The organism is Stenotrophomonas sp. 71799_Sma, assembly GCF_056482505.1.
Genome location: NZ_CM151202.1, coordinates 794,201 through 818,587 on the forward strand (window position 1 = coordinate 794,201; position 24,387 = coordinate 818,587).

The 24,387-nt window shown below is 67.8% G+C and carries 27 protein-coding genes; 11 read left to right on the forward strand and 16 right to left on the reverse strand.

Translation table 11 applies throughout. The annotated features are described in order from the left end of the window. Positions 1-69: 69 nt before the first annotated feature. Genes ACZK4Z_RS03540 through ACZK4Z_RS03570 form a run of 7 tightly spaced genes read left to right on the forward strand, consistent with a single transcriptional unit; the run spans position 70 to position 4,870 of the window. Positions 70-690: a LemA family protein gene (locus tag ACZK4Z_RS03540; protein ID WP_032130538.1), complete on the forward strand. Its 621-nt coding sequence runs from the start codon at positions 70-72 to the stop codon at positions 688-690. A 3-nt stretch (positions 691-693) separates the two neighbouring features. Further along, positions 694-1,581 (forward strand): TPM domain-containing protein, encoded by an 888-nt coding sequence (locus ACZK4Z_RS03545; protein WP_478451187.1) that lies wholly within the window; start codon positions 694-696, stop codon positions 1,579-1,581. Then, positions 1,581-2,075 carry a TPM domain-containing protein gene (locus ACZK4Z_RS03550; RefSeq protein ID WP_125895695.1) on the forward strand — a complete coding sequence of 165 codons (495 nt, stop codon included), beginning with the start codon at positions 1,581-1,583 and terminating at the stop codon, positions 2,073-2,075. Before ACZK4Z_RS03545 ends, ACZK4Z_RS03550 begins: the two co-directional genes overlap by 1 nt. Positions 2,076-2,126: 51 nt before the next feature. Continuing rightward, the gene (lgt, locus tag ACZK4Z_RS03555) at positions 2,127-3,014 is read left to right on the forward strand and encodes a prolipoprotein diacylglyceryl transferase (RefSeq protein WP_125895694.1); all 888 of its coding nucleotides are present in this window, start codon (positions 2,127-2,129) and stop codon (positions 3,012-3,014) included. Continuing rightward, positions 3,011-3,805 (forward strand): thymidylate synthase, encoded by a 795-nt coding sequence (locus ACZK4Z_RS03560; RefSeq protein ID WP_121504902.1) that lies wholly within the window; start codon positions 3,011-3,013, stop codon positions 3,803-3,805. Before lgt ends, ACZK4Z_RS03560 begins: the two co-directional genes overlap by 4 nt. Then, positions 3,802-4,365, forward strand: a complete 564-nt coding sequence (locus ACZK4Z_RS03565) for a hypothetical protein (RefSeq protein WP_258015810.1) — start codon at positions 3,802-3,804, stop codon at positions 4,363-4,365. Before ACZK4Z_RS03560 ends, ACZK4Z_RS03565 begins: the two co-directional genes overlap by 4 nt. Before the next feature lie 13 nt (positions 4,366-4,378). Then, the gene (locus ACZK4Z_RS03570; RefSeq protein ID WP_125895693.1) at positions 4,379-4,870 is read left to right on the forward strand and encodes a dihydrofolate reductase; all 492 of its coding nucleotides are present in this window, start codon (positions 4,379-4,381) and stop codon (positions 4,868-4,870) included. 89 nt (positions 4,871-4,959) lie between these two features. Here the strand turns inward: ACZK4Z_RS03570 and ACZK4Z_RS03575 are convergent, their stop codons facing one another. The 10 genes from ACZK4Z_RS03575 to ACZK4Z_RS03620 form a co-directional block, all read right to left on the reverse strand. Beyond that, entirely contained in the window at positions 4,960-5,607 is a 648-nt protein-coding gene (locus ACZK4Z_RS03575) for a DUF1287 domain-containing protein (protein ID WP_125895692.1), read from the reverse strand. Further along, a complete protein-coding gene (locus ACZK4Z_RS03580) occupies positions 5,604-6,632 on the reverse strand; it encodes a symmetrical bis(5'-nucleosyl)-tetraphosphatase (protein ID WP_125895691.1) in 1,029 nt (342 codons plus the stop codon). The genes ACZK4Z_RS03575 and ACZK4Z_RS03580 overlap by 4 nt, the downstream gene beginning before the upstream one ends. Positions 6,633-6,647: 15 nt before the next feature. Beyond that, positions 6,648-7,031 (reverse strand): Co2+/Mg2+ efflux protein ApaG, encoded by a 384-nt coding sequence (gene apaG, locus ACZK4Z_RS03585; protein WP_005412297.1) that lies wholly within the window; start codon positions 7,029-7,031, stop codon positions 6,648-6,650. A 13-nt stretch (positions 7,032-7,044) separates the two neighbouring features. Continuing rightward, positions 7,045-7,848, reverse strand: coding sequence for a 16S rRNA (adenine(1518)-N(6)/adenine(1519)-N(6))-dimethyltransferase RsmA (gene rsmA, locus ACZK4Z_RS03590; RefSeq protein ID WP_049398140.1), 804 nt, complete (start codon positions 7,846-7,848; stop codon positions 7,045-7,047). Next, positions 7,845-8,825, reverse strand: a complete 981-nt coding sequence (pdxA, locus tag ACZK4Z_RS03595) for a 4-hydroxythreonine-4-phosphate dehydrogenase PdxA (protein WP_125895689.1) — start codon at positions 8,823-8,825, stop codon at positions 7,845-7,847. The genes rsmA and pdxA overlap by 4 nt, the downstream gene beginning before the upstream one ends. Positions 8,826-8,828: 3 nt before the next feature. Continuing rightward, positions 8,829-10,175 (reverse strand): peptidylprolyl isomerase, encoded by a 1,347-nt coding sequence (locus ACZK4Z_RS03600; protein WP_032129906.1) that lies wholly within the window; start codon positions 10,173-10,175, stop codon positions 8,829-8,831. Then, positions 10,172-12,652, reverse strand: coding sequence for an LPS-assembly protein LptD (gene lptD / locus ACZK4Z_RS03605; RefSeq protein ID WP_125895688.1), 2,481 nt, complete (start codon positions 12,650-12,652; stop codon positions 10,172-10,174). The genes ACZK4Z_RS03600 and lptD overlap by 4 nt, the downstream gene beginning before the upstream one ends. Positions 12,653-12,741: 89 nt before the next feature. Next, positions 12,742-13,680, reverse strand: coding sequence for a histone deacetylase family protein (locus ACZK4Z_RS03610; RefSeq protein ID WP_032129908.1), 939 nt, complete (start codon positions 13,678-13,680; stop codon positions 12,742-12,744). A gap of 9 nt (positions 13,681-13,689) precedes the next feature. Next, the gene (locus tag ACZK4Z_RS03615) at positions 13,690-14,244 is read right to left on the reverse strand and encodes a cob(I)yrinic acid a,c-diamide adenosyltransferase (RefSeq protein ID WP_049460916.1); all 555 of its coding nucleotides are present in this window, start codon (positions 14,242-14,244) and stop codon (positions 13,690-13,692) included. A gap of 8 nt (positions 14,245-14,252) precedes the next feature. Further along, positions 14,253-14,837: a hypothetical protein gene (locus tag ACZK4Z_RS03620; RefSeq protein WP_019338105.1), complete on the reverse strand. Its 585-nt coding sequence runs from the start codon at positions 14,835-14,837 to the stop codon at positions 14,253-14,255. 106 nt (positions 14,838-14,943) lie between these two features. Between ACZK4Z_RS03620 and ubiH the strand changes: the two genes are divergently transcribed. Both ubiH and ACZK4Z_RS03630 read left to right on the forward strand, forming a co-directional pair. Continuing rightward, positions 14,944-16,152: a 2-octaprenyl-6-methoxyphenyl hydroxylase gene (ubiH, locus tag ACZK4Z_RS03625; RefSeq protein WP_125895687.1), complete on the forward strand. Its 1,209-nt coding sequence runs from the start codon at positions 14,944-14,946 to the stop codon at positions 16,150-16,152. After that, positions 16,149-17,330, forward strand: a complete 1,182-nt coding sequence (locus ACZK4Z_RS03630; protein ID WP_121504906.1) for a UbiH/UbiF family hydroxylase — start codon at positions 16,149-16,151, stop codon at positions 17,328-17,330. Before ubiH ends, ACZK4Z_RS03630 begins: the two co-directional genes overlap by 4 nt. Positions 17,331-17,568: 238 nt before the next feature. Here the strand turns inward: ACZK4Z_RS03630 and ACZK4Z_RS03635 are convergent, their stop codons facing one another. From ACZK4Z_RS03635 to ACZK4Z_RS03660, 6 genes are all read right to left on the reverse strand, one after another. After that, entirely contained in the window at positions 17,569-17,964 is a 396-nt protein-coding gene (locus ACZK4Z_RS03635; RefSeq protein ID WP_100437916.1) for an EF-hand domain-containing protein, read from the reverse strand. A gap of 47 nt (positions 17,965-18,011) precedes the next feature. Continuing rightward, complete coding sequence (gene rlmM, locus ACZK4Z_RS03640) at positions 18,012-19,079, reverse strand: 23S rRNA (cytidine(2498)-2'-O)-methyltransferase RlmM (protein ID WP_032129913.1); 1,068 nt, start codon at positions 19,077-19,079, stop codon at positions 18,012-18,014. Further along, positions 19,063-19,623, reverse strand: a complete 561-nt coding sequence (locus ACZK4Z_RS03645; RefSeq protein ID WP_004154307.1) for a nucleoside deaminase — start codon at positions 19,621-19,623, stop codon at positions 19,063-19,065. The genes rlmM and ACZK4Z_RS03645 overlap by 17 nt, the downstream gene beginning before the upstream one ends. Before the next feature lie 98 nt (positions 19,624-19,721). Further along, positions 19,722-20,444 (reverse strand): DUF6348 family protein, encoded by a 723-nt coding sequence (locus ACZK4Z_RS03650; RefSeq protein ID WP_125895686.1) that lies wholly within the window; start codon positions 20,442-20,444, stop codon positions 19,722-19,724. 50 nt (positions 20,445-20,494) lie between these two features. Further along, positions 20,495-21,148, reverse strand: a complete 654-nt coding sequence (locus ACZK4Z_RS03655) for a membrane protein (protein WP_032129916.1) — start codon at positions 21,146-21,148, stop codon at positions 20,495-20,497. Positions 21,149-21,191: 43 nt separating this feature from the next. After that, positions 21,192-22,940 (reverse strand): glutamine--tRNA ligase/YqeY domain fusion protein, encoded by a 1,749-nt coding sequence (locus ACZK4Z_RS03660; protein ID WP_125895685.1) that lies wholly within the window; start codon positions 22,938-22,940, stop codon positions 21,192-21,194. Between the two features lie 258 nt (positions 22,941-23,198). Between ACZK4Z_RS03660 and ACZK4Z_RS03665 the strand changes: the two genes are divergently transcribed. Further along, the gene (locus tag ACZK4Z_RS03665; RefSeq protein WP_010481810.1) at positions 23,199-23,462 is read left to right on the forward strand and encodes a putative signal transducing protein; all 264 of its coding nucleotides are present in this window, start codon (positions 23,199-23,201) and stop codon (positions 23,460-23,462) included. Between the two features lie 30 nt (positions 23,463-23,492). Continuing rightward, the gene (gene msrA / locus ACZK4Z_RS03670; RefSeq protein ID WP_185749981.1) at positions 23,493-24,158 is read left to right on the forward strand and encodes a peptide-methionine (S)-S-oxide reductase MsrA; all 666 of its coding nucleotides are present in this window, start codon (positions 23,493-23,495) and stop codon (positions 24,156-24,158) included. Positions 24,159-24,387 lie beyond the last annotated feature (229 nt).

The window sequence follows — 24,387 nt, forward strand, 5'->3', positions numbered from 1 at the left end:
GCGCCCGATGGCCGGTCTTTCACCCGAACCATGGCATGCTCGGCGCCAAGCCCACCCGGAACCTCCGCCATGCGCCTGTTCACCCGTGTCCTGCCCCTGATGCTGTTGGCCTCCCTGCTCTCCGGCTGCGGCTACAACGCCATCCAGCAGAAGGATGAAGCGGTCAAGGCCAGCTGGTCGGAGGTCATCAACCAGTACAAGCGTCGCGCCGACCTGGTGCCCAACCTGGTGCAGACCGTGAAGGGCTTCGCCAGCCAGGAAGAGCGCGTGCTGACTGAAGTGACCAACGCCCGTTCGCGTGTCGGCCAGATCAACGTCAATGCCGACGACGAAGCCTCGCTCAAGCAGTTCCAGCAGGCCCAGGGCGAACTTGGCAGCGCGCTGTCGCGGCTGCTGGTGGTCACCGAGAACTATCCGGAACTGAAGTCGAACCAGAACTTCCGCGACCTGCAGGCGCAGCTGGAAGGTACCGAGAACCGGGTCACCGTCGCCCGTGGCCGTTACATCCAGCAGGTGCAGGACTACAACACCTACATCCGCTCGTTCCCGCAGGTGATCACCGCCAAGATCTTCGGCTACAAGACCAAGCCGAACTTCACCGTGGACAACGAAGCGCAGATCTCCAACGCGCCGGCGGTCGATTTCGGCAACGCGCCGCAGCAGCAGCCGGCACCGCAGCCGGGGACCTGATCGATGCGCCTGGCCTCTGCGCTGCTGGCCCTGCTGCTGTGCCTGCCGCTGGCCTCGCATGCGCAGCAGCTGGCGCCGGTTCCTGCGCTGGATTCGCCGGTGGTCGATACCACCGGCACGCTGGATGCCGCGCAGAAGGAGGCGCTGGTGCAGCAGGCGATCGAACTGCAGCAGCGCAAGGGCAGCCAGCTGCAGGTGCTGGTGGTGCCGACCACCCAGCCGGAGGACATCGCGCAGTACACCACGCGGGTCTTCGACCAGTGGCAGATCGGCCGCAAGGGCGTGGATGACGGGGTGCTGCTGGTGGTGGCCAAGGACGACCGGCGCGTGCGCATCGAGCCGGGCTACGGTCTGGAAGGCGCCATTCCCGATGCCATCGCCAACCGGGTCATCCAGGAATACCTGGTACCGCGCTTCCGCAGCGGCGACTACGCCGGTGGCATCACCGACGCCACGGCGGTGCTGGTCAAGCTGATCGACGGCGAAACGCTGCCGGCACCGGTCAGCGGCCATCGCGGGCGTGAGCCCAGTGGTGGCGGTGATACCTTGTTCCTGGCGCTGTTCATCGGTGTGTTCGCCGGCAGCATCCTGCGCGGCGTGTTCTCGCGCGTGCCGCGACCGCTGCGTGGCCTGCTGGGTGGTGCCGGTGCAGCGCTGGCGGCGTTCCTGTTCACGTCCACGCTGCTGGCCAGTGGCCTGGCAGGCGTCGTAGGGCTGATCGTGGCCATGCTCTCCGGTCATCCGGGCCGCTTTGCCGGCGGCGGCGGCTGGGGCGGTGGCAGCTGGGGTGGCGGAGGCGGCTTCGGCGGGGGCGGTGGATTTGGTGGTGGCGGCGGCTGGGGTGGCGGTGGTGGCCGCTCCGGTGGTGGCGGTGCTTCGGGGGGCTGGTGATGATCCAACGTCTATGTCGGCACGTGTTTTCGCCCTCGGTGCGGCGCGCGTTCCCGCCGGCCACACTGCAGGCGATCACCGAGGCCATCGCGGCCGGTGAGCAGCGCCATGGCGGGCAGGTGATGTTCGCAGTGGAAGCGGACCTGCCGCTGGGTGCGCTGTGGCACAGGGTGACCCCGCGCCAGGCCGCCGAGCACGCCTTTGCGCGCCTGCGCACCTGGGATACCACCCACAACAACGGCGTGCTGATCTACCTCCTGCTGGCTGACCACGCCATCGAGATCGTCGCCGACCGTGGCCTGCAGGGCCGGGTCAGCCCGGCACAGTGGCAGCGGGTCTGCACCCACCTGCGCGAGGGGCTGCGTGGTTCCCATCCGGTGGAAGCGCTGCAGGATGCCATCGACGAGGTCTCCAGCCTGATCGAAGGGCACTTTCCGGCCTCGACGCGGTCGAACGATGACGGCCTGCCCAACACGCCCCAGCTCCTTGGTTGAGCCGGGGCGGCACTGGCCCGAGAATAGGCGTTCAACCGCAAGGCACCTTCCATGATCTATTTCCACGACATCGACCCCATCGCCCTCTCGCTGGGGCCGATCAAGGTGCACTGGTACGGCATCATGTACCTGCTCGGCTTCACTGCGGCCTGGCTGCTGGGCCGCAAGCGCATCGCCGACGGGCGCCTGCCGGGGGTCGATGCCAACGGCTTCTCCGACCTGCTGTTCTACGCCATGCTCGGCGTGGTGCTGGGCGGGCGCATCGGCTTCATGCTGTTCTACGCGCTGGGCGATTTCCTGCACAACCCGCTGCTGCTGTTCAAGGTGTGGGATGGCGGCATGAGCTTCCATGGCGGCCTGCTGGGCGTCGTGGTTGCGTGCTGGTGGTGGTCGCGCCGCAACCGTCTGCACCTGTTCGACACTGTTGATTTCATCGCCCCACTGGTGCCGATCGGCCTGGCTTTGGGTCGGGTTGGCAATTTCATCGGTGCCGAGTTGTGGGGCAAGTACACCGACGGTACCTGGGGCGTGGTGTTCCCGTCCGGCCTGCCGGCTCCGCTGAACCAGCTCGACCACGCGACCCTGCAGGCGCAATTTGCAACCGGTGCGCTGAACCAGTACGCGCGCCACCCTTCGCAGCTGTATGAGGCGGCACTGGAAGGCCTGGTGATGTTCACCGTGCTGTGGTGGGTCTCGGCCAAGCCGCGTCATCGCTATGTGGTATCGGGCCTGTTCGCACTGATGTACGGCATCTTCCGTTTCGGCCTCGAGTTCGTGCGCATGCCCGACAACGGCGTCTACATCGCCTTCGGCTGGCTGACCAAGGGCCAGATCCTCAGCCTGCCGCTGATCGCCTTCGGCCTGGTGCTGCTGGTGATGTCGCGCCGCGCGCCGGTACTGCAGCCGCAGCCGCTGGTAGCTGCCGAGGGCAAGGCATGAAGGCTTACCTGGACCTGCTCTCGCACGTGCTGGAACACGGCGCCGAGAAGAGCGATCGCACCGGCACCGGCACCCGCAGCGTGTTTGGCTGGCAGATGCGTTTCAACCTGGCCGAAGGCTTCCCGCTGGTCACCACCAAGAAGCTGCACCTGCGCTCGATCATCCACGAGCTGCTGTGGTTCCTGAAGGGCGACACCAACATCGGCTACCTGAAGGACAACCAGGTGCGGATCTGGGACGAGTGGGCCGACGAGAACGGCGACCTCGGCCCGGTCTACGGCAAGCAGTGGCGCAGCTGGGCTACCGCCGACGGTCGCGAGATCGACCAGATGCAGTGGCTGGTGGACGAGATCAAGCGCAACCCCGACTCGCGCCGGCTGGTGGTCAGTGCCTGGAACGTGGGCGAGCTCTCGCAGATGGCGCTGATGCCGTGCCACAACCTGTTCCAGTTCTACGTGGTGGACGGCAAGCTCAGCTGCCAGCTGTACCAGCGCAGCGGCGACATCTTCCTCGGCGTGCCGTTCAACATTGCCAGCTACGCGCTGCTGACTCACATGGTGGCGCAGGCCACCGGCCTGGGCGTGGGTGACTTCGTGCACACGTTGGGCGATGCGCACCTGTATTCGAACCACTTCGAGCAGGCCCGCGAGCAGCTGTCGCGTGAACCGCGCGCGCTGCCGACGCTGTGGTTGAACCCGGAGGTGACCGACCTGTTCGGCTTCCAGTTCGACGACATCCGCATCGACGGCTACGATCCGCATCCGGCGATCAAGGCGCCGGTGGCGGTATGAGCGCGCGCATGCTGTCCCGGTGTCTGTTGGCGCTGTGCGCTGCGCTGCCTCTGGGCATGGCCCAGGCCGCAGCGGCGGATACACTGTCGCTGGCCAGGCAGGTCAATGAGCAGATCGTGCACAAGCACATGCGCGAGGAAGTGCAGGCGTTCGCCGGAGCATTCAACGGCAGCACGATGCTGCCCCAGGATGTTCCGGAAGGCTGCCGGGCGCAGATGCGTGAGGCGGTAACCGGCATGTACACGGCGATGACCGAGCACCTGAAGGCGGGCGTCGAGAACCCGGCGTATCAGCGTGAGCTTGAACAGGGTCTGGCCACCGTCTATTCCAACGACCAGCTGAAAGCGTTCCTGGCGCGCGGCGCCAGCGACGATATCGCTGCGCTGTCGGCAGAGATCCTGTCGGGACCGGGCCTGAAGGAGATCGAAGAGGCGCAGAAGCAGAAGATCCTCGCTGGCCTGGATGAGCAGACCACGTCCAGCCCTGCGCTGGCTGCGGCGTTGCAGGCCGCCAGTGCCGCAAACGCTGCCTGCGAACGCCTGCAGATCGACGCCAGCTGAGGAGGTGGTAGCAATGAAGCTGTCGATGATCGTGGCGCTGGACCGCAACCGTGGCATCGGCCAGGGCAATGCCATGCCCTGGCACCTGCCGGATGATTTCAAGCATTTCAAGGCGCTCACCCTGGGCAAGCCGATCCTGATGGGGCGCAAGACCGCCGAGTCGATCGGCCGCGTGCTGCCGGGGCGGACCAACCTGGTGCTGACCCGCAGCGGCCAGGTGCCATTCGAGGGCATGCGTGCGGTGGCGTCGCTGGACGAAGCGAAGTTGATTGCCGAAGGCGAGGGCGCGAGCGAGCTGTGCATCATCGGCGGCGGCGAGATCTTCCGCCAGCTGCTCGACCAGGCCAGTGACCTGTACCTGACCTGGGTGAATGCTGAAGTGCCCGCCGACACGCATTTCCCCGAAGTGGATGCGCAGGACTGGCGGGAAGTGAGCAGCGAGCCGCACCCGGCCGACGAACGCCACGCCTACGCGTTCCGCTTCGTGCACTACGTGCGCCGCTGATCGCTGCGCATCTGTAGAGCCGAGCCATGCTCGGCTGCTGTTGCCGGACACATCCCGTAGCCGAGCATGGCTCGGCTCTACAGGATTGCCTACGGCATCCGGTAATGCCCGATGATCGTGTGCTGGAACAGCAGGTTCTCTTCCCGCGTGCCGCGCGCGATGTTGTGCAGCACCAGCGGCGTGCCATTGGCCAAGCGCCGGTCGGAGACGATACCCACATGCAGCAGGCCGTTGCCGTTGAGCTTCCAGGCGACGATGTCGCCGGCCGCATAGTCGGTGGCGAGGGCGGTGATCGGTTGCTGCCAGCCCTGCCGTTCGAACCAGCGCATCAGGTTCGGTACACGACGATGATCGATGTTGCGGTCCGGCCTTGACAGGCCCCAGATCGCCGGATAGGCACTGAAGTTGCCGCGCATGTCTTCATGCACGCGTGCCTGCAGGTCCATGCCCTGGCTGCGCAGGGCGCGCACCACCACATCGGTGCACACGCCGCGATCCAGTGGCACGTCGCCGCCGGGATAGGCCAGCACTTGATAGGCAGGGTCGTAGCGGGTGGTGACGCCGATCTGCGCGCGCGCCGCAGCCACCAGTGGCGGCGAAGGCGCCTGTGGTGGCGTCGGTGTGCGTTCAGCGCTGTCCGCAGCCGTGGGAGCAGTCGGCGAGCCGGGCTGGCAGCCGCTGGCCAGGGCCAGCGTCAGCAGCAGCACCGTCCATGGTGCCCAGCCGTGCCGCGTCATGCCTGCGGCGGGGGGCTGTTGTTGTTGGGACCGCCGGAGCCACCACCACCACCACCGCCACCACGGCGACGACGACGGCGCGGGCCGCGGTTGCCCGGGTTGGCGGCCGGAGCATTGCCGCCGCCCTGTTCCTTGCCCTGCGCCGGTGCGGCCGGGCGCTCGTGCGCCGGGCGCGCTGGCGGGCGGGCGTTGGGCACGGGTGCCGGTACATCGCGGCCTGGCACCTGCACCACGCGCAGTTCATCGGTATCGAGCTGGATCGCGGTCAGCTTGCCGCCCCAGACCGCGCCGGTGTCGATGGCGTGCACGCCCTGGGTGATGGTCAGGCCCAGCGCCGACCAGTGGCCGCAGACGACCTTGAGGTCACGCTCGACCCGGCCCGGCACTTCGAACCAGGGATACAGCCCCTGTTCCTGCGTGCCCGGCGTGCCCTTGTCCTCGATGCCGATACGCCCGCGCGGGGTGCAGTAGCGCATGCGGGTGAGCACGTTGATGATCGCGCGCGAGCGGTCGTAGCCGGACAGGTTCGGTGCCCAGCTCGGCTTGTCGCCGTACATGTTGCGGAACAGCTTGCGGTAGCCGGCGCCGTGCAGCTGCACCTCGACTTCGGCTGCATGCTTCTCGGCCATCTGCGTGGTCCACTTCGGCGCCAGGCCGGCGTGCACCATCATCCAGCCCAGCTCGCGGTCCACGTGCACCAGCTTCTGCAGGCGCAGCCAGTCGAGCAGTTCGTCGCGGTCCTCGGCCTGCACGATGCGCAGCAGGTCCGGGTTGACCTTGCGCTGTTCCTCTTCGGTGCGCGCACCGACGGCCAGCAGCGAAAGGTCATGGTTGCCCAGCACCACTACGCTGTGCTCGCGCAGCGAATGCACCAGCCGCAGCGTTTCCAGTGACTGGCCACCGCGGTTGACCAGGTCGCCGCAGAACCACAGGGTGTCCTGCGCCGGGTCGAAACGGATCTTCTCCAGCAGTCGCTGGGTGACGTCATAGCAGCCCTGCAGGTCGCCGATCGCCCACACACTCATCGTTCGGCCTCCGTGTCAGTGCAGGGTACGCGGGATGGCCAGCACGAAAGGTGCGACCGGCGCGGCAAATTCGGTGCCGTCGTCGGCGACCATGTCGTAGTGGCCCTGCATGGTCCCGTGATCGGTCCCCAGCATGACACCGGACGTGTAATGGAAGTCTTCACCGGGACGCAGGCGCGGCTGCTCGCCGATCACCCCGTCACCATCGACATGCTCGACGCGGCCGTTGGCATCGGTGATGCGCCAGTGGCGTGCGACCAGGCGCGCGGCAACACGCCCCTGGTTGTGGATGCGGATCGTGTAGGCGAACGCATAGCGCCCGTCTTCCGGCGCGGATTGATCGTCGAGGAAGCGCGGTGCGACTTCGACGGAGATGGCATAAACGTCAGCGTCTTCCATACCGGCAGTGTAATCAGGAGGCATTGGCCAAAGCGATGAATTCGGCCACGTCCAGCTGTTCGGCGCGGGCATCGGGACGCACGCCGGCGGCAACGAACTGTTCAGCGGACACCACGTTGTTCAGGGCGTTGCGCAGGGTCTTGCGGCGCTGCCCGAAGGCGGCCTTGACCACCTCGGCGAAACGCTTGTGGTCGTGGATGTTGATCGTGGCCGGGTCACGCGGCACCAGCCGCACCACGGCCGAATCGACCTTCGGCGGCGGCCGGAACGCGCCCGGCGGCACCACGAACAGCGAGGTCACCTGGCAGTAGGCCTGCAGCATCACGCTGAGCCGGCCGTACACCTTGCTGCCGGGGCCGGCGGCCATGCGGTCGACCACTTCCTTCTGCAGCATGAAGTGCATGTCGCGGATCACCGCCGCATGTTCCAGTGCATGGAACAGGATCGGCGAGGAGATGTTGTAGGGCAGGTTGCCGACCAGGCGGATCGGCTGGCCGGCAGCCAGCTCGGTGAAGTCCACGCGCAGCACGTCGCGGTGGACGATGGTCAGCTCGCCCAGCGGCTCGGCGGCGGCGGTCAGTGGCGCGATCAGGTCGCGGTCGAACTCGATCACCGTCAGTTTCGGATGCACGCGCAGCAGCGGCAGGGTGATCGCGCCCTGGCCGGGGCCGATCTCGACCAGGCGGTCACCGTCTTTCGGGTTGACCGCCATCACGATCTTGTCGATGTAGTGGCGGTCGGCCAGGAAATGCTGGCCAAGCTGCTTCTTGGCCGGGGCGGTGAACACCGGGCCGGAGGGGGAATGCGGGGAATTCATGCGCTCAGTGTACGTTGCCGCGCAAGCTGCGCACACAACGTCGTTGCCGCCTGCAGGCTGGAAGGATCGGCAATGCCGCGGCCGGCAAGGTCCAGCGCGGTGCCATGGTCCACCGCCACGCGCGGGTAGGGCAGACCCAGGGTCAGGTTCACCGCCTGCTCGAAGCCCGAATACTTCAGCACCGGCAGGCCCTGGTCGTGGTACATCGCCAGCACGGTGTCGAAGCCTGCCAGCTTGGCCGGCAGGAAGGCGGTATCGGCCGGCAGCGGCCCGATCAGGTCCATGCCCTCCGCGCGCAGGCGCTGCAGCAGCGGGATGACCAGGTCCAGTTCCTCGCGGCCCAGATGACCGTCTTCACCGGCATGCGGGTTCAGGCCGAGCACGGCGATGCGTGGCGCGGGCAGGCCGAATTCGCGGCGCAGCGCAGCGTGCAGGGTGCGCAGGGTGTGTTCCAGGCCGGGCGCGGTGATCGCGTCGGCCACCTCGCGCAGTGGCAGGTGGGTGGTGGCCAGGGCCACGCGCACGATGTGGTTGGCCAGCATCATCACCACCTTCACCCCGGCCTGGTCGGCCAGCAGTTCGGTGGTGCCGCTGTAGTCGATACCGCCTTCGTTGATGACCGCCTTGTGCACCGGGCCGGTGACTACGCCGTGCAGTTCGCCGGACAGACAGGCCTGGCCGGCACCGAGCAGGGCGCCGATGACGGCGCCGGCGTTGGCCGGATTGGCCTGGCCGAAGTGGCTGGGCACGGTATTGGCCACCACACGCAGACGCAGATCGCCGGGGACGCGTGCTTCGGCGTCCTCGGGCAACAGCTGCAGGGGCAGGTTCAGCGCGGCCGCGGCCGCGCGCAGGGTATCCGGGTCGGCGAAGGCCAGCAGCCGGCAATCTTCACGCGGCTGCTGGACGAGGCGGACACACAGCTCCGGGCCGATCCCGGCGGGCTCGCCCGGTACCAGAGCGAGCTCGGGGCGCATCGGTCAGGACTGCGGCGGCGTGGCGGTGTTTTCCGCGCGGTCGCCGCTGCGGAAGCTGACGTAGGCTTCGCCACGCAGTTCCTGCAGGAAGCGGTTGTACTCGTCTTCCAGCTTGCGGCGGCCGATGGTCTCGCGGACCTGGGCACGCTGGTTGTCAGTGGTCACGTCGGTCTGGCGGGTGCCCACGCGCTGCACGATGTGCCAGCCGGCATCGGTGCGGAACGGCTGGCTGACGCCACCGTCCTGGATGCCGGACACCTGCTGGCCGAACGCCGGACCGAACGCGTCGGCCGGGAACCAGCCCAGATCGCCGCCCTGGCCCTTGCTGTTGTTGTCCTCGGAGGACTCCTTGGCCACGGTCTCGAAGTCCGCGCCACCGGCGATGCGGGCACGCAGGGTATCGATCTTGGCCTTGGCGGCAGCGTCGGTCTGGTGATCGTCCACGCGCACCAGGATGTGGCGGCCGTGGTACTCGGTGACCGTGTGCTCGCCACCGCTGGCGGCGCTGGCATCACGCACTTCCACCAGCTTCAGCAGCTGGAAGCCGCTGGGGCCGCGGATCGGGCCGACCACTTCGCCGGGCTTCATCTTTTCCATCATCTGCGCGAAGGCCTGCGGGATTTCGTCCAGGCTGCGCCAGCCCAGGTCGCCGCCTTCCAGCGCGTTGGGGCTGTCCGAATAACGCACGGCGGCGGCGTTGAAGTCCAGCTCACCCTTGTCCAGCAGGGCCTTCACGCCTTCGGCCTTCTTCTGGCCGGTGGCGATCTGGTCGGCGTTGGAGCCGTCGGGCAGGGCGATCAGGATGTGCGCCAGGTGGTACTGGTTGCCAACCGTGGCCTGCTGCTTCAGGGCGGCGTCGACTTCGCCCTCGCTGACGCTGATGCGGCTCTGCGCGAAGCTCTGGCGCAGGCGCTGCACGGTGATTTCATCGCGCACCGAAGCGCGGAAATCGTTGAAGTCGATGCCGTCGTGGGCCAGGCGCTGGCGCAGTGCATCCAGGTTCGAGCCGTTCTGCTGGGCGATGGCATTCATCGCCTGGTTCAGCTCCTGGTCGCTGACGCGGATGCCGCTGCCCTGGGCGCGGGCCACCTGCAGCTTGACCAGCACCAGGCGCTCGAGCACCTGGCGGCTGAGTACGTCTTCCGGCGGCAGCTGGTTTTCACGGCCGGCGTACTGCGCCTTGATGTTGGCGATCGCACGCTGGAGCTCGCTCTGCAGGATCACGTCTTCGTCGACGACGGCGGCGATGCGGTCCAACGGCTGCGCCTCCTGCGCGAGCACCTGCAGGGGGGCGGACACGCTGGACACCGCCAGCAGGGAGGCGAGAAGAACGGGGAAGCGCTTGGTCATGGGATCTGATTCGGATCGTAGTCATCCCGGGTCGCCCCGGTGTTGCTGGGCGGCACGAGATAGAGGTCGTCGCGGTTGTAGCCGAGGATAGCACGGCGCAGCGTACGGTCCGTGTCCTGGCCGATGGAGCTGAGGCCCTTGAGGACGAACTCCAGCTGGATGGAATTGTTCATGTCGCCTTCGCGGTTGCGCACGTAGCGGCGGGCCACTGCACGCACGGCCAGGCAGCAGCTGTCCCACTGCACGCCGGCGATGATCTCCAGCGGTTCCTTGTCCTGCAGTGAGTAGTAATACCGGCCCACCAGGCTCCAGCGCGCATTCAGCGGGTACAGGAACGACAGGTCGGCCTGCTCCAGCAGGGTCCGGTCATGCTTGTTGGCGGTTGCCGGGGCGCCGGCATTGATGCGGTAGCGGTAGCTGAGGTTGATCACGCCATCGTTGGGCATCAGATAACGGGCGCGGACGCTGGCCAGATCCTCGCGCTTGTACTTCGGGTCCCACTGGTAGGTGGCGCCCAGGGTCCAGCGGTCGTTGATCATGTAGTTGCCGTCGGCGATCCACGCCGACTTGCCCTTCTCCACCGGCGCGCCGCCCGGCGTGGTGCTCACCCGCGATTCGTCGAAGTACTGGATCTGGCCGATCGCGGCCGAGAAGCGTTCCTTGCCGGTGGTCTGGTCGATGAAGCGGGTGCCCAGTGCCAGGGTCAGCTGGTTGGCATCGTTCTGGCGGTCGGCGCCGGTATAGCGCGAGTCGCGGAACAGCTGGCCCCAGCTGAAGGTGAAGTCACGGGTGTCGAAGATCGGCAGCTCGTCCTGGTTGCGGTAGGGCGTGCGCAGGTAGAACAGGCGCGGCTCCAGGGTGTGCAGGAACGACTTGCCGCGGATGGTGGTCTCGCGGTCGAAGAACAGGCCGGCATCGAGGCTGCCGATCGGCAGGCTGCGGCTGGGCGAGGTATTGCCGCGCAGCTGCTCGGGCGTGGCGGTGTTCGGATCGATGCCCTGGGAGGTGAGCACGGTACGGCGGACACTGTCGGCCAGGCCGCGATCCAGGTCATAGGCAGTGTAGCGGTAGGCCAGGGTCGGGGTTACGTACCAGGCTGCGCCACTGATCGGGAACGACACGTAGGGCTTCACGTCCAGGCGCGAGCCACCGAACATGCGCTGCACCTGCCCGTTGCGGGTGTACTGCAGGTCGGTGCCGGCACTGGCGTCGTACTTGAAGTTGACGTCGTCGTGGGTGAAACGCACCGCTTCGGTGTAGATGCCGGTTTCCAGCCACGGTAGCACCGGCTTGTTCCAGTTGAAGAACAGGCGTGGCTCGCGGTTGTAGGGCAGGGCGCGCTCGTCGAGGGTGTAGTCGGTCAGCTGCCAGCGGTCGGCCATGATGCCGGCCGTCCAGTTCTGGCCGGTGCCGTACAGGCCGATGGTGCTCTGCAGGTTGGAGGCGGTCACCCCCACCAGGCGGTTGGCGAAGTCCTCGACATAGCGTTCGTCGCTCACCCAGGCCAGGTTGGCGCGGGCCTGCCAGTGGCTGTTCACGTTGTGGTAGCCGTCGAACATCACCCGGCCGCGGTCGCGGTCGCGCAGCTTGTCGTTGGGCATGTAGCTGGTCAGCACCTCGCCACGGCCGCCGTTGTAGAGGTAGCGGAACTCATTGTCGAGCAGCAGGCCGCGCCGGCTCATGTAGCGCGGGGTCAGGGTGTCGTCGTAGTTCGGCGCCAGATTGAAGTAGATCGGCTGCGCGTAGTCGACACCGTTGCGGCCGGACATGCCCAGCTGCGGGAACAGCAGGCCGGTCTTGCGACGGTCATCGATCGGGAACTTGAAGTAGGGCGCCCACAGCACCGGCACCTTGCCGATGCGAAGCACGGCGTTGCGGGCCGTGCCGAAGCCTTCGTCGTTGTCCACTTCGATCTGCGGCGCCGACAGCTTCCATACCGGCTGCGACGGGTCGCAGGTGGTGTAGGTGGAGCGGTGCATCTGGCCGACCGCGCCCTGCAGGTCGACCGACTCGGCATCACCGTTGCCCCGGCGCGACACCAGCTGGTACTTGATGTCGGAGATCTTGTGGGTGTCGCTTTCCTGGTTGCCTTCGGCGCGCTTGGCGACCATCCGGATCGACCCGTCCTGGTAACGGACATTGCCGTCGGCGATGTAGTTGCCGGTCTCGGTGTCGAAGCTGAGCTTGTCGGTACCGACGAACTGGTCACCCCGGCGCAGCGCCACGTTGCCCTCGTACTGCGGCACCGTGGTGGTGCCCAGCAGCTGGTCGCCTTCGATGTCGGTCGGCTGGTTCTCGCGGGCGGCTGCGGCAGCAGCCTTGTCCTGGGCCGGGACCGGGGTGGGGGCGTCGGTGAACGCGGGAATGACGTCGGTGGCCGGGCACAGGCCCCAGTTGAGCGGCTTATCATCGGCCATCGCCGGCAGGCTGATGGCGATGCTCAGAGGCAGGGGAAGCAGGCGGAGGGCTCGGCGCACGCGGTTCGGATTCGGGCGAAAACGGACGGTAGCTTGCCCCATCCCTTGCATAGGGGCAATGAAGGGCGCCGGAGCCTGCCGGTTCGGGTTCATCCGGCGGAGGCACCCGCAGAGGGGGTGATCAGGGCCTGGACATGGGCCACGCTGCACTCGGCCAGGGCCTGCAGGTCGTAGCCGCCCTCCAGCATCGAGACCACCCGGCCGGCGGCGTGACGGCGTGCCAGCGCATGCAGTTCACGGGTGATCCAGGCGAAATCGTCGGTCTCCAGCATCAGATCGGCCTGCGGGTCGCGCAGGTGGGCGTCGAAGCCGGCGGAGATCAGCAGCAGCTGCGGACGGAAGTCGTCGATGGCTGGCAGCATCTCGTCGGCCCAGACGTTGCGGAAGCGGAAGCCGCCGCTGCCCGGTGGCAACAGGATGTTCATCAGGTTGCCGGCACCGCGGTCGCGGCGCAGGCCGGAATTGGGGAACAGCCCGGCCTGGTGGGTGCTGTAGTAGGAGACCCGGGCATCGTGCTGGAAGATGTCCTGGGTGCCATTGCCGTGGTGGACGTCGAAATCGACCACCGCGATCCGCTCCAGGCCATGGCGGTCACGGGCATAGGCGGCAGCGATGGCGATGTTGTTCAGCAGGCAGAAGCCCATCGCCGTGCTGCTGGTGGCGTGGTGGCCCGGCGGGCGTACCGCGCAGAAGGCCAGCGGGTCCTCGCCCAGCATCACCGCATCGACCGCGGCCACGCCGGCACCGGCGGCGTGCACGGCGGCGCTGGCCGAGCCGGGCGAGGTCCAGGTGTCCATGTCCAGCTGGCGCAGCGGCGCGGTCTGCGGCTGCAGCACGAAGTCGAGCAGGGCGCTGTCGTGGACCCGGGTCAGTTCGCCGAACTTGGCCGGCGGCGCCTCGCGCCAGTCCAGCTGATCAGGGAAGGCGGCGTGCAGTGCGTCGAGTACGTACTGCAGGCGCTGCGGGCACTCCGGATGGCCGGGGCCGGGGTCATGCAGCAGGCAGGACGGGTGGGTATAGACCAGCATCGTGCCGACTCAGCGCTGGCGCTGCTGTGGTTGCCACAGCGCTTCGCCGTGGCCATCGGCACGGGCCAGCACCCGGGCCAGCACGAACAGCAGGTCCGACAGCCGGTTGAGATACTGCAGCGCCTCGCTGCGCACGGCCTCGTGGCGGGCCAGGGTGACCGTCTCGCGCTCGGCGCGGCGGACGATGGTGCGGGCCAGATGGCAGCGCGCGGCGGCTTCGCCGCCGGCCGGCAGGATGAATTCCTTCAGCATCGGCAGGTCGGCGTTGTAATGGTCCAGCTGCTGTTCCAGGGCCGAGACGTCGGCGGCGTGGATCGCGGCATGGCCGGGAATGCACAGCTCGGCGCCCAGGTCGAACAACTGGTGCTGCAGATGCACCACCAGCGCGCGCACATCCTCGGGCAGGGGCGCGGCCAGCAGCAGGCCGAGCGCGGCATTGGCCTCGTCGACGGTGCCGTAGGACGCCACGCGGGCGTCATCCTTGGCTACGCGCTGGCCGTCGCCAAGGCCGGTACTGCCGTCGTCGCCGGTGCGGGTGTAGATGCGCGAGAGGCGATGACCCATGGCGCGGCTCAGTGGCGGATGTCGCGGCGGGCCTGCTGGAGCTTCAGCACCTGCTCCACGGCCAGCTGCAGGGCGGCGGCCAGCGCCACATAGATCGCCGTGGTGCGCAGGTAGGGCCCGAACCACTGCGCGTAGTTCTGTGCCCAGCCGGCCAGGGTCGGCTCGGCCACGTTGCGGCTGCTCCAGTAGAAACCGCCCTGTGCCAGCAGGTGGCAGACCGCCACCGAAGCGACCAGCAGCAGTGCGCCCTTGGCCAGTACCGGCCAGCGCGCGCTCTGGTAGTTGCGGCCCAGCAGCATGCCGCCGGCCCACAAAGAGAAGTAGGCAGGCAGCAGCAGCCAGTAGCCCGGCGACACGCAGTAGTGCTGCCAGAAATCCAGACCGCTGCTGCGGATCACGATCCAGTCCACCAGCACCGCGAACACCATCAGCAGCGGGAACGCCCAGCGTGTCCAGCGGGCCAGGTAGAAGCCACCGATGAAGAACACGGCCCAGGAGGCATCCGGAATGGCCGCGAAGTGATTGACCCGGGTCGCCGCCAGCAGCAGTACGAGTACGGACAGGACGAAGGCGCGGTTGGCGGTATCGGACATGGTGGGGGCCCGGAGCGGATTCAGGTTTCATTCTAGCCCGCCGCGCAGGTTGGCGCAGGTGCCGCCCGTTCGGCGTACAGTCGGGGCGAGCGCGTATCATGAACACATGAGTGAACGACATGACGTGCTGATTGTCGGTGGTGGCCTGGTGGGTGCCAGCCTGGCCATTGCCCTGGACCGCCTGGGCCGCGACGTGGGCCTGCTTGAGGCCAGCCCGGCCGGCGAGCTGCCTGCGGTGTTCGACCAGCGCAATCTCAGTTTCGCCGCTGCCACCGTCAATGCGCTGACCGCGCTGGGGGTGATGCAGAAGCTGGCGATGGCACCGGGCCCGATCCGGCGCATCCATGTCAGTCGTGCCGGCGATTTCGGCCGTGTGCAGCTCGAAGCGGCCGATTACGACCGGCCGTGGTTCGGCCAGGTGGTGGTCGCGCGCGATTTCGGCCAGGCGCTGGAAGCGCGCCTGCAGGAACTGCCGCGCCTGCGCCGTTACCGGCCGATGCGGTTCCTGGGGCTGGGTGAGGTGGTCGATGGTTACCGCCAGGTACGGGTGGCTGACGAGGCTGGCGAACGCGTGCTGCTGGCACGGTTGGTGGTGGGGGCCGATGGCACCACCAGCGGCGTGCGTGGCGCGCTGGGCATCGAAGTCGACCGCCATGATTTCCAGCAGACCCTGTTCGTGGCCCGCGTGCGCAGCCAGCGCGCGCCGGATGGCACCGCCTGGGAACGCTTCACCGATACCGGCCCAACCGCCCTGCTGCCGCGTGGCGATCGTCACTTCGGAACCGTGCACGGCGTAGCGCGCGACCAGGTCGATGCGGTGATGGCGTTGGACGATGCGGCCTGGCTGCAACGCCTGCAGAACGCGATCGGCTGGCGTGCCGGCCGCCTGCTTGAATCCGGCCCGCGCAGTGCCTACCCGCTCATCCAGGTGCTGGCGCGCGCGCTGGCCGGTGAGCGCACGGTGCTGCTCGGCAATGCCGCGCAGACCATCCATCCGCTGGGCGCACAGGGCTTCAACCTGGGCCTTCGCGATGCGCTGACCCTGGCCGAACTGCTGGAGGATGCGCATGAGGATGCCGGCAGTGATGCATTGCTGAAGGCCTACGTCGCGCGCCGCGAGGAAGATCGCCGGCAGACGGTGGCGTTCTCCGGTGGGCTGGCACGATTGACCAGCAACCCGGCACCGCTGATGCGGCCGCTGCGCAGCCTCGGCCTGGTGGCCGCACAGCGCGCGTCGGTGCAGTCGATGCTGGTCGGTGGTGCGATGGGCTTCCGTGGTGACGTGCCGCGCCTGTGCCGCGGAGAAGCCGCATGAGCCGGCGCACGCGTCTTGATGTGGCCATCGTTGGTGGTGGCGTGGTCGGTGCCGCGTGTGCGCTGGCGCTGGCCGATGCCGGCCTGTCGGTTGCGCTGGTGGAAGGCCGCGAACCGGCACCGTGGCAGGCCGCACAGCCGGACCTGCGGGTGTTCGCCTTCGCCGCCGACAACGTGCAGCTGTTGAACCGCCTGGGTGTGTGGCCGGCGATCGCGCAGGCCCGCGCCTGGCCTTACCGGCGCATGCAGGTGTGGGATGCGGCCGGTGGCGAGGATCTGTTGTTCGACGCCGATCGCTTCGGCCGTCGTGAGCTGGGCTACATCGTCGAGAACGGCCTGCTGCAGGATCGCCTGTGGGCGGCGCTGCCGGCGGCGGGCGTGCAGCTGCACTGCCCGGCACGGGTGGAGGCGCTGGAACAGGATGATGACGGCGTGCGCCTGCGCCTGGACGACGGTCGTCGCCTGGAAGCGGCGCTGGCAGTGGCGGCCGATGGTGCCGAGTCGACCTTGCGCCAGCTGGCCGGGATCGAGGTTGAAAAGCATGACTACCACCAGCGTGGCGTGGTGGCCTATGTGGACAGCGATCTTCCCAACCAGGCCACCGCATGGCAGCGCTTCCTGCCGACCGGGCCGCTGGCGCTGCTGCCGGTGGCCGAGCGTCGCAGTTCGATCGTCTGGACCCTGCCCGAGGATGAAGCGGCTCGCGTGCTGGCCCTGGACGAGGACGCCTTCAACCGCGAACTGACCCGTGCCTTCGCTGCGCGCCTGGGCGAACTGCGATTGGCGTCACCGCGTGCGGCCTTCCCGCTGCGTCGCCAGCTGGCCCGTCACTACGTGGCTGGCCGCGTGCTGGCGCTGGGTGATGCTGCGCATGTGGTGCATCCGCTGGCCGGGCAAGGCGTGAACCTGGGCCTGCGCGATGTCGCCGCCCTGCAGCAGTGGCTGGCGCCGTCGGCCGAACGCCGCGGCCAGCCGCGGCTGTCGCCGCAGCGCCTGCAGCGCTGGGCACGCGAACGGCGCAGCGACAACCACATCGCCGCCTACAGTTTCGATGCGATCAACCGCCTGTTCTCCAACGACGAAATGCACCTGACCCTGGCCCGCGGCCGCGCGCTGGGCTGTGTCGGCAAGTGGCCGCCGCTGGTGCAGGCGTTCTGGAAGCGCGCCGCCGGGGTGTAGCCGGAACGCAAACCGCACGATGCTGCGGGCGCCGCTGGCGCGTTACCAACCACGGGACACCCGCTCTGGTAGGTGCCAACCTTGGTTGGCACGTCTGTCAGGTCACGTCGGCCCAGATGGGGCGACGGCGTTTCCGATGTTGTGCCAACCAAGGTTGGCACCTACCAGAAGCGGGCTCCGCTACCGCCGTTGATCCAGTAGATCCACGCCATGCGTGGATGAAGATCGCGCCGGTGGATCAATCAACCAGCCAACCAGCCAGGTCGGCACGATCCAGCTTGCCGCGACGCTTCACGTCCAGCGCATTGAACTCATCGGCCAGCGCCGGGTTAGCCTGCGCTTCCTCGCGACTGATGAAACCATCGCTGTTCACATCCAGCGCAGCGAAGTGGATGCGGTACTGGCCGACCACGCTGCTCGGTTCCAGCGAACGCACGGTCACCTGTGCCTCGCCGGCTGGCCGTGCAATCTCGACGCTGCCGCTGACCCGGCCGGCATCCAGCGGTTGCTGGCGGATCGCGCCGCCGGTCGGGCCCAGTGGCTGGCTCTGTGCAGGGGTGTGCGGCAGCTGCTGGGCAATGGCCGGTGCGGCTGCCAGCACGGTGATCAGCATGGCGAGCGGGTGGTATCGCATGGTTCCCTTCCTCGGTAGCGCCGGGCCATGCCCGGCGGGCATGTTCCTCAGCGCAGCGGCGAGGCCAGTACCGTGATCTCCTCACGGTCGTGATAGAGCTGCTTGGCACGTACCACCAGCGGCTTGCCGGCCTGCTCCTGGAACAGGTCCAGGCACAAGCGGGTTTCGTCCCAGCGCTTCTTCATCGGCAGCTTCAGATTGAAGATCGCGTGCCTGCACCAGCCTTCGCGGAACCAGGTGGCCATGCGTTCGGCCACGCGCCGCGGCTGCTCGACCATGTCGCAGACCATCCAGTCCAGCGGCTGTTCCGGGTGCCAGTGGAAGCCATCGGCGCGCAGGTGCTCGACCAGGCCGGTGTCCAGCACGTGCTGGCGCAGTGGGCCGTTGTCGATGCTCAGCACGTGCATGTGCTGGCGGGTCAGCACCCAGGTCCAGCCGCCGGGTGCGGCACCCAGGTCGGCCGCGCGCATGCCGGGCCTGGCCAGCGCCTCGCGCTCTTCCGGGGTCAACAGGGTCAGCAGTGCTTCGTCCAGCTTCAGCGCCGAACGCGACGGCGCTTCGGGCAGCAACTTCAATCGCGGGATGCCCAGTGCCCACGGCGCGCTGTCGGCCGGGTCGGCCACGCAGACGAAGGCGTGGGTGCCGTCGACGAACACCACGTGCAGGCGCGGCAGGCGGTCGTTCGGCTTGTCGGTGAGCTTGCCGGCCTTGCGCAGCGCCGGGCGCAGCGCATTGCCGAAGGCACGGGCCAGCCCGGACAGCGGCTTGCCGGCGTCCGAATCGGGATGCTCCACCCACAGGTCGCCGAAGCGCGGCGCATCGGCCAGCACCTCCAGCATCGGGGTGATGCGGTCGGCTGGGTCCAGCTGCGGCAGCTCGGCCAGCACCACCAGCTTCTGCCGCGCGAAGATCAGTTCGCGCCAGCGCAGCCGTGGCGCCAGTGCCGCAGCTTCGTCGCACATGAAAAGCACATAGCCATCATTGCGCTGGGTGCGCGCATAACCGGCGAAACCGGCTTCACCGGCGCGGAACTGCAGTTCGCCGGCCAGCTCGGGCTCGAAGCCCTGCCGGCACAGGCACAGCAGGCCGATGCCGGCCTCAGTAACGGGCGCCATCGCTTTCCCCATAGGCGCGCAGCACGCTGCGTGCGGCGTCGCGGTTCAGGCCCTGCACCACTTCGATGCCGCGCTTGTTGAGTTCGCCCACCCAGTCGGCCGGCAGCGGGCCTTCGTCGAACGGGGTCAGTTCCTCGACGTCGGCCGAGTTGGCACCGATCAGCAGGCGGTCGATGCCGGCCCACACCGTGGCGCCGTAGCACTGGCAGCACGGCTGCGAGCTGGTGGCCAGGGTGACCGGCGACAGCACCGCGTTCAGGCGCGGGGTCTGCAGGCGCTGCTGGGCCAGCATGTAGGCCATGTTCTCGGCATGCGCCAGCGAGGTCGCGTGCGGCATCACCCGGTTCACGCCGGCGGCGATCACCTTGTCATCCGGGCCGAACACCACGGCGCCGAACGGGCCGCCACTGGCGTGCTCGACGTTCAGCCGCGACAGCTCGATCGCCAGCGCGACCTTGGCCTCATCGCCCGGATATCGACGATCCAGGTCGATCTGGTCGTGGATCCAGGCGGGAAGGGTCAGGTGGACTTGCGCGTACAGCATCGCGGGGGTGCCTCGTAATGGGATGGAAGAAGGTGCGGTTGCTTGGGAAACCGGCGCGCAGTGTAGCCGCACCGGCCTGTATCGGGTGTGGCGGTGGGTCAGCCCGGCGAGCCGGTGCGGATCACTACGTACTGCTTGCGGAACTCCAGCCCGGCCTGCGGCCAGCTGGCCGCGTAGGCGCGCAGCAGGGGCAGGGCGGCGGCGAAGTCGTGGCCGTTGACCCGGCAGTCGGCTTCGCACAGGCCGTCGGCATCGCGCGAGGCGAACAGGCGGATGGCGAGGAACTGGCGGGCTTTCAGCAGCTCATCGAAGGCCTCCATGCTGCGGGTGAACAGGCAGCAGGGGCAGGAACCGTGGTCGTCCTCGCTGCAGGTGGAGGCATCCACCTCCTGTGCGCGGTAGTGCGCCAGCGGCCCCAGTACCACGGTGCGCTCGTGTTCCTCGCCATCGTCACCGGCCGGATAGGTCAGGCCCATCATCGGCAGGCCCTGCGCGTCTTCGGCGCCGATCGCGGTCTGCAGCGTCGCCAGGTCCACCCGCACCCAGGTCTGGAAGCCAGACAGCAGCGATGCCTGCTCATCGGCACCGTTGGCGTGCTGGTACTCGAACAGGCCATCGGCGAACAGCAGCGGATGCTGGCTCTCGATGACGGTAGATGTCTGCCAGCCGCCGTTGTCGCGCGCGTGCGCGGCCATCGCATGCGGGGTCAGGCGCAGGCCGCTGTCCAGCAGCAGCGCGTCGCCGTCGACGTGGCTGGCGATGCCGGCCTCCTGCAGGACCTGCTGCAGCAGCGGGAGGAGGGCGGTGGAGGTCGTGGTCATGTCAGGCCTGTGGATGGATGGGGTGGAACATCCAGGCAAGGCCTGGGGATCTAGCGGTCGAGCGCGTCAAGTTCGGCGCGATATCGCTGCGCGTCGGACTGCTGCTGCGGATCGTTGCCGTGGTCGCGCAGCCACGTTTCCAGTTCGCGGCGATAGTCCGCGCGGAAATCGGCATTGCCCGGGCTGAAGTGCAGCTTGCGCGCCGCCACTTCCACCCGCTCGCGCGCGCTGGCCCGGGCCTGGGCGATGCCGTGCGGCGATTCATTGGTGAGGATGACGAAGTTGCGCGGGAAACCCGGCGTGTACTTGACCACGAACGGCTGGTCGGGCGCCGGGATGCGGATCGCGTTCTCCAGCGGCCACAGCGAGGCGGTGTTGGTGTGGAACACCACCTCCACGTCGCGGCCCTCGGCGGTGCGCAGCACCCCTTCGTAGCGCCAGATGTACTGCTCGTTCATCGTCGAACTGGTGCGCTCGGACTTCACGATCACCGCTTCACCAGGCTCGCCCACCACGTTGAGGAAGGCGGCGTTGAGGAAGTGGCCGAGGAAGATGTTGAGCATCGCCAGCGGGAACACCACGATGGCGTAGCCCGGAAAACGCCGCCACCACGAGACCAGCCCGGCCAGCACCATCGCCGAAAAGAATGTCAGCAGCGGATGCTGCGAGATGAACCAGAACAGGACGGAGAGGGCGGTGATCATCGTCGGGGTCATGCGGGCGCCGTGCTGGCGCCCGCGCAGGTCCTCAGGCCGACCAGGTGTCGCGCAGAGTCACGCTGCGGTTGAACACCGGCCTGGCCTCGGTGTGGTCGCGGCGGTCGGCCACGAAGTAGCCGGTACGTTCGAACTGGAACGACTGCTCCGGCGCGGCGCTGGCCGCGGCCGGCTCGACATAGCCGGTGACGGTGCAGCGCGATTCCGGATTGAGGTAATCGCGGTAGGTCTTGCCTTCCGATTCATCATCCGGGTTCGGCACCGAGAACAGGCGGTCGTACAGGCGGATCTCGGCCGGCACGCCATGTACGGCGCTGACCCAGTGGATGGTGCCCTTGACCTTGCGGTTGGCGCCTTCCATGCCCGGACGCGATTCCGGATCCAGCCAGCCACGCAGCTCGGTGATGGTGCCGTCGGCATCCTTGATCACTTCGTCGCAGCGGATGATGCCGGCACCGCGCAGGCGCACTTCGCCGCCGGGGACCAGGCGCTTCCAGCCCTTCGGCGGCACTTCGGCGAAGTCCTCGCGGTCGATCCACACTTCGCGTGCGAACGGCACTTCGCGGCTGCCGAAGCTCTCGTCCTTCGGGTGGTTGCTGAAGGTCAGCTGTTCTTCGTGGCCTTCCGGGAGGTTGGTCAGCACCAGCTTGACCGGGTCGACCACGGCCATGCGGCGCGGCGCGGCGCTGTCCAGGTCTTCGCGCAGCGCGCCTTCCAGCACGCTGAAGTCGATCAGCGAATTCTGCTTGCTGATGCCCACGCGCTCGGCGAACAGGCGCATCGCCGCCGGGGTATAGCCACGGCGACGCAGGCCCTGCAGGGTCGGCATGCGCGGGTCTTCCCAGCCGTCCACCAGCTGCTCGGTAACCAGCGCCATCAGCTTGCGCTTGCTCATCACCGTGTAATTGATGTTCAGGCGCGAGAACTCGATCTGGCGCGGCTTGGCGGCTTCGCGCGGCAGGCCGGCGTCGACCAGCGGCTGGGTCAGCGTGTCGTCATGGGCGAAATCGACGTTGTCCACGCACCAGTCGTACAGCGGGCGGTGAGCTTCGAATTCCAGCGTGCACAGCGAGTGGGTGATGCCCTCGATCGAGTCGCCCAGCGCGTGCGCGAAGTCGTACATCGGGTAGATCGGCCACGCGTTGCCGGTGTTCTGGTGCTCGACGTGCTTGATGCGGTACAGCGCCGGATCGCGCAGGTTGATGTTGCCGCTGGCCATGTCGATCTTCGCGCGCAGGGTGCGCGCGCCATCCGGGAATTCACCGGCGCGCATGCGGCGGAACAGGTCGAGGTTTTCCTCGACGCTGCGGTCGCGCCACGGCGACGGGCGGCCCGGCTCGGTCAGGGTGCCGCGGTAGGCGCGCACTTCCTCGGCCGACAGGTCGCAGACATAGGCCTTGCCCTGTTCGATCAGCTTTTCGGCCGCCAGGTAATAGGTCTGGAAGTAGTCAGAAGCATGGCGCAGCTCGTTCCAGCTGAAGCCCAGCCAGCGCACGTCGTCCTGGATCGCGGCCACGTATTCCGGGTCTTCCTTGGCCGGGTTGGTGTCGTCGAAGCGCAGGTTGCAGACGCCGCTGAACTCGCCGGCGATGCCGAAGTTCAGGCAGATCGACTTGGCATGGCCGATGTGCAGGTAGCCGTTCGGTTCCGGCGGGAAACGGGTCTTGATCGCCTGGTGCTTTCCGCTGGCCAGGTCCTCGCGCACGATCTGGCGGATGAAATCGCGCTTTTCGTGGCTGTCGGCGGGGGTCTCGGGGCTGGCGGGGGTGTGCTCGGACATGAGTCGGCGAAAAGAAAGGCAGAAAGACCAACAGTCTAGCGCGTACCGGGCAGGGCTGCCCGGTGGGGTGTGGGGATGCCGGCCCGCGGCCGGCACTACCCAACTGCACGGCGATCCACATTCCGCCGGCCCGCTGCCGGCGCTACCGGAAGGTGGATGGGTAGTGCCGACCGCTGGCCGGCAGAACGGTCATGCGCCGTCACCACCACCATTCAGCCCCCGGGCGTATGCTGGAACCCTGTCCCACGGAGCTGCCGCATGCACATCGTGTACAAGGCCGACAACCTGTTCGACGCCCACCTGGTCAAGCACGCGCTGGAGGATGCCGGCATCCCGGCCTTCGTGTTCGGCGAGTCGTTGCTGGGTGGCATGGGCGAGCTGCCGCTGTTCGGCGTGCTGCGGGTAGGCATCCCTGATGCGGCACGGCCGCAGGCCGAGGACATCGTGGCGGCGCTGGACTTGGGCCACGCGCCGGACGCCCCCATTTCAGATGCAGACGACATAGCCGGCCTTCCGGCGTAGGAGCGCATCATGTTGGGAATTGGCCAAGGCATCCTCGGAATCGGCGCCTTCAAGCAGCGCCTGCCGCGCCCGGAAGAAGCACTGCCGGGGCGTGACCAACCGCTGCCGCTGCACAGCAACCAGCACTTCGTGAACAGCCATCCGCTGAAGGACCGTTTCGCCGGCCTGCAGCAGATCCGCTTCGCGCTGGGCTGCTTCTGGGGCGCCGAGCGCAAGTTCTGGACCGAACCGGGCGTGTACAGCACCTCGGTGGGCTATGCCGGCGGCATCACCCCGAATCCGACCTATGAAGAGGTGTGCTCGGGCCTGACCGGCCACACCGAAGTGGTGCAGGTGGTGTTCGACCCGGCGGTGGTGAGCCTGGAGCGGCTTCTGCAGCTGTTCTGGGAAAGCCACGACCCGACCCAGGGCATGCGCCAGGGCAACGACACCGGCACCCAGTACCGTTCGGCGATCCACGCCACCGACGAGGCGCAGTACGCCACCGCGCTGGCCAGCCGCGAGGCCTACCAGGCGCAGCTGGATGCGGCCGGCTACGGCCCGATCACCACCGAGATCGTGTACCCGGCACCGGAGTACTACTACGCCGAGGACTATCACCAGCAGTACCTGGCGAAGAACCCGAACGGCTACTGCGGCATCGGCGGCACCGGGGTGAGCTGTCCGATCGGATTGGATGTGGAGGCGCCGCGCTGACGCGCGGTGGTCCGCCTGCGGCGGGCAGAATCTACGGCAGAAGCCAAAGCCAAAGCGGCTCTGCGTTTCTGCGGGTTGGGCGGTGTGGGTTGGCAGGACACGCCGTAAACCCGTCCTTGGGGGCTCGATGGCGCCATCCATGGCGCCAACGGTCCTGCCAACCCACACCGCCCCACCCCGACAGTTTCCCGGTGACGGTGGGCAAGAGCATGGGTTACTGACGAAATGA

Bases quoted from the DNA above. Each gene is read 5' to 3' on its own strand.
- ACZK4Z_RS03540 (WP_032130538.1), top strand. From the start codon at position 70: ATGCGCCTGTTCACCCGTGTCCTGCCCCTGATGCTGTTGGCCTCCCTG.
- ACZK4Z_RS03545 (WP_478451187.1), top strand. From the start codon at position 694: ATGCGCCTGGCCTCTGCGCTGCTGGCCCTGCTGCTGTGCCTGCCGCTG.
- ACZK4Z_RS03550 (WP_125895695.1), top strand. From the start codon at position 1,581: ATGATCCAACGTCTATGTCGGCACGTGTTTTCGCCCTCGGTGCGGCGC.
- lgt (WP_125895694.1), top strand. From the start codon at position 2,127: ATGATCTATTTCCACGACATCGACCCCATCGCCCTCTCGCTGGGGCCG.
- ACZK4Z_RS03560 (WP_121504902.1), top strand. From the start codon at position 3,011: ATGAAGGCTTACCTGGACCTGCTCTCGCACGTGCTGGAACACGGCGCC.
- ACZK4Z_RS03565 (WP_258015810.1), top strand. From the start codon at position 3,802: ATGAGCGCGCGCATGCTGTCCCGGTGTCTGTTGGCGCTGTGCGCTGCG.
- ACZK4Z_RS03570 (WP_125895693.1), top strand. From the start codon at position 4,379: ATGAAGCTGTCGATGATCGTGGCGCTGGACCGCAACCGTGGCATCGGC.
- ACZK4Z_RS03575 (WP_125895692.1), bottom strand. From the start codon at position 5,607: ATGACGCGGCACGGCTGGGCACCATGGACGGTGCTGCTGCTGACGCTG.
- ACZK4Z_RS03580 (WP_125895691.1), bottom strand. From the start codon at position 6,632: ATGAGTGTGTGGGCGATCGGCGACCTGCAGGGCTGCTATGACGTCACC.
- apaG (WP_005412297.1), bottom strand. From the start codon at position 7,031: ATGGAAGACGCTGACGTTTATGCCATCTCCGTCGAAGTCGCACCGCGC.
- rsmA (WP_049398140.1), bottom strand. From the start codon at position 7,848: ATGAATTCCCCGCATTCCCCCTCCGGCCCGGTGTTCACCGCCCCGGCC.
- pdxA (WP_125895689.1), bottom strand. From the start codon at position 8,825: ATGCGCCCCGAGCTCGCTCTGGTACCGGGCGAGCCCGCCGGGATCGGC.
- ACZK4Z_RS03600 (WP_032129906.1), bottom strand. From the start codon at position 10,175: ATGACCAAGCGCTTCCCCGTTCTTCTCGCCTCCCTGCTGGCGGTGTCC.
- ACZK4Z_RS03610 (WP_032129908.1), bottom strand. From the start codon at position 13,680: ATGCTGGTCTATACCCACCCGTCCTGCCTGCTGCATGACCCCGGCCCC.
- ACZK4Z_RS03615 (WP_049460916.1), bottom strand. From the start codon at position 14,244: ATGGGTCATCGCCTCTCGCGCATCTACACCCGCACCGGCGACGACGGC.
- ACZK4Z_RS03620 (WP_019338105.1), bottom strand. From the start codon at position 14,837: ATGTCCGATACCGCCAACCGCGCCTTCGTCCTGTCCGTACTCGTACTG.
- ubiH (WP_125895687.1), top strand. From the start codon at position 14,944: ATGAGTGAACGACATGACGTGCTGATTGTCGGTGGTGGCCTGGTGGGT.
- ACZK4Z_RS03630 (WP_121504906.1), top strand. From the start codon at position 16,149: ATGAGCCGGCGCACGCGTCTTGATGTGGCCATCGTTGGTGGTGGCGTG.
- ACZK4Z_RS03635 (WP_100437916.1), bottom strand. From the start codon at position 17,964: ATGCGATACCACCCGCTCGCCATGCTGATCACCGTGCTGGCAGCCGCA.
- rlmM (WP_032129913.1), bottom strand. From the start codon at position 19,079: ATGGCGCCCGTTACTGAGGCCGGCATCGGCCTGCTGTGCCTGTGCCGG.
- ACZK4Z_RS03645 (WP_004154307.1), bottom strand. From the start codon at position 19,623: ATGCTGTACGCGCAAGTCCACCTGACCCTTCCCGCCTGGATCCACGAC.
- ACZK4Z_RS03650 (WP_125895686.1), bottom strand. From the start codon at position 20,444: ATGACCACGACCTCCACCGCCCTCCTCCCGCTGCTGCAGCAGGTCCTG.
- ACZK4Z_RS03655 (WP_032129916.1), bottom strand. From the start codon at position 21,148: ATGATCACCGCCCTCTCCGTCCTGTTCTGGTTCATCTCGCAGCATCCG.
- ACZK4Z_RS03660 (WP_125895685.1), bottom strand. From the start codon at position 22,940: ATGTCCGAGCACACCCCCGCCAGCCCCGAGACCCCCGCCGACAGCCAC.
- ACZK4Z_RS03665 (WP_010481810.1), top strand. From the start codon at position 23,199: ATGCACATCGTGTACAAGGCCGACAACCTGTTCGACGCCCACCTGGTC.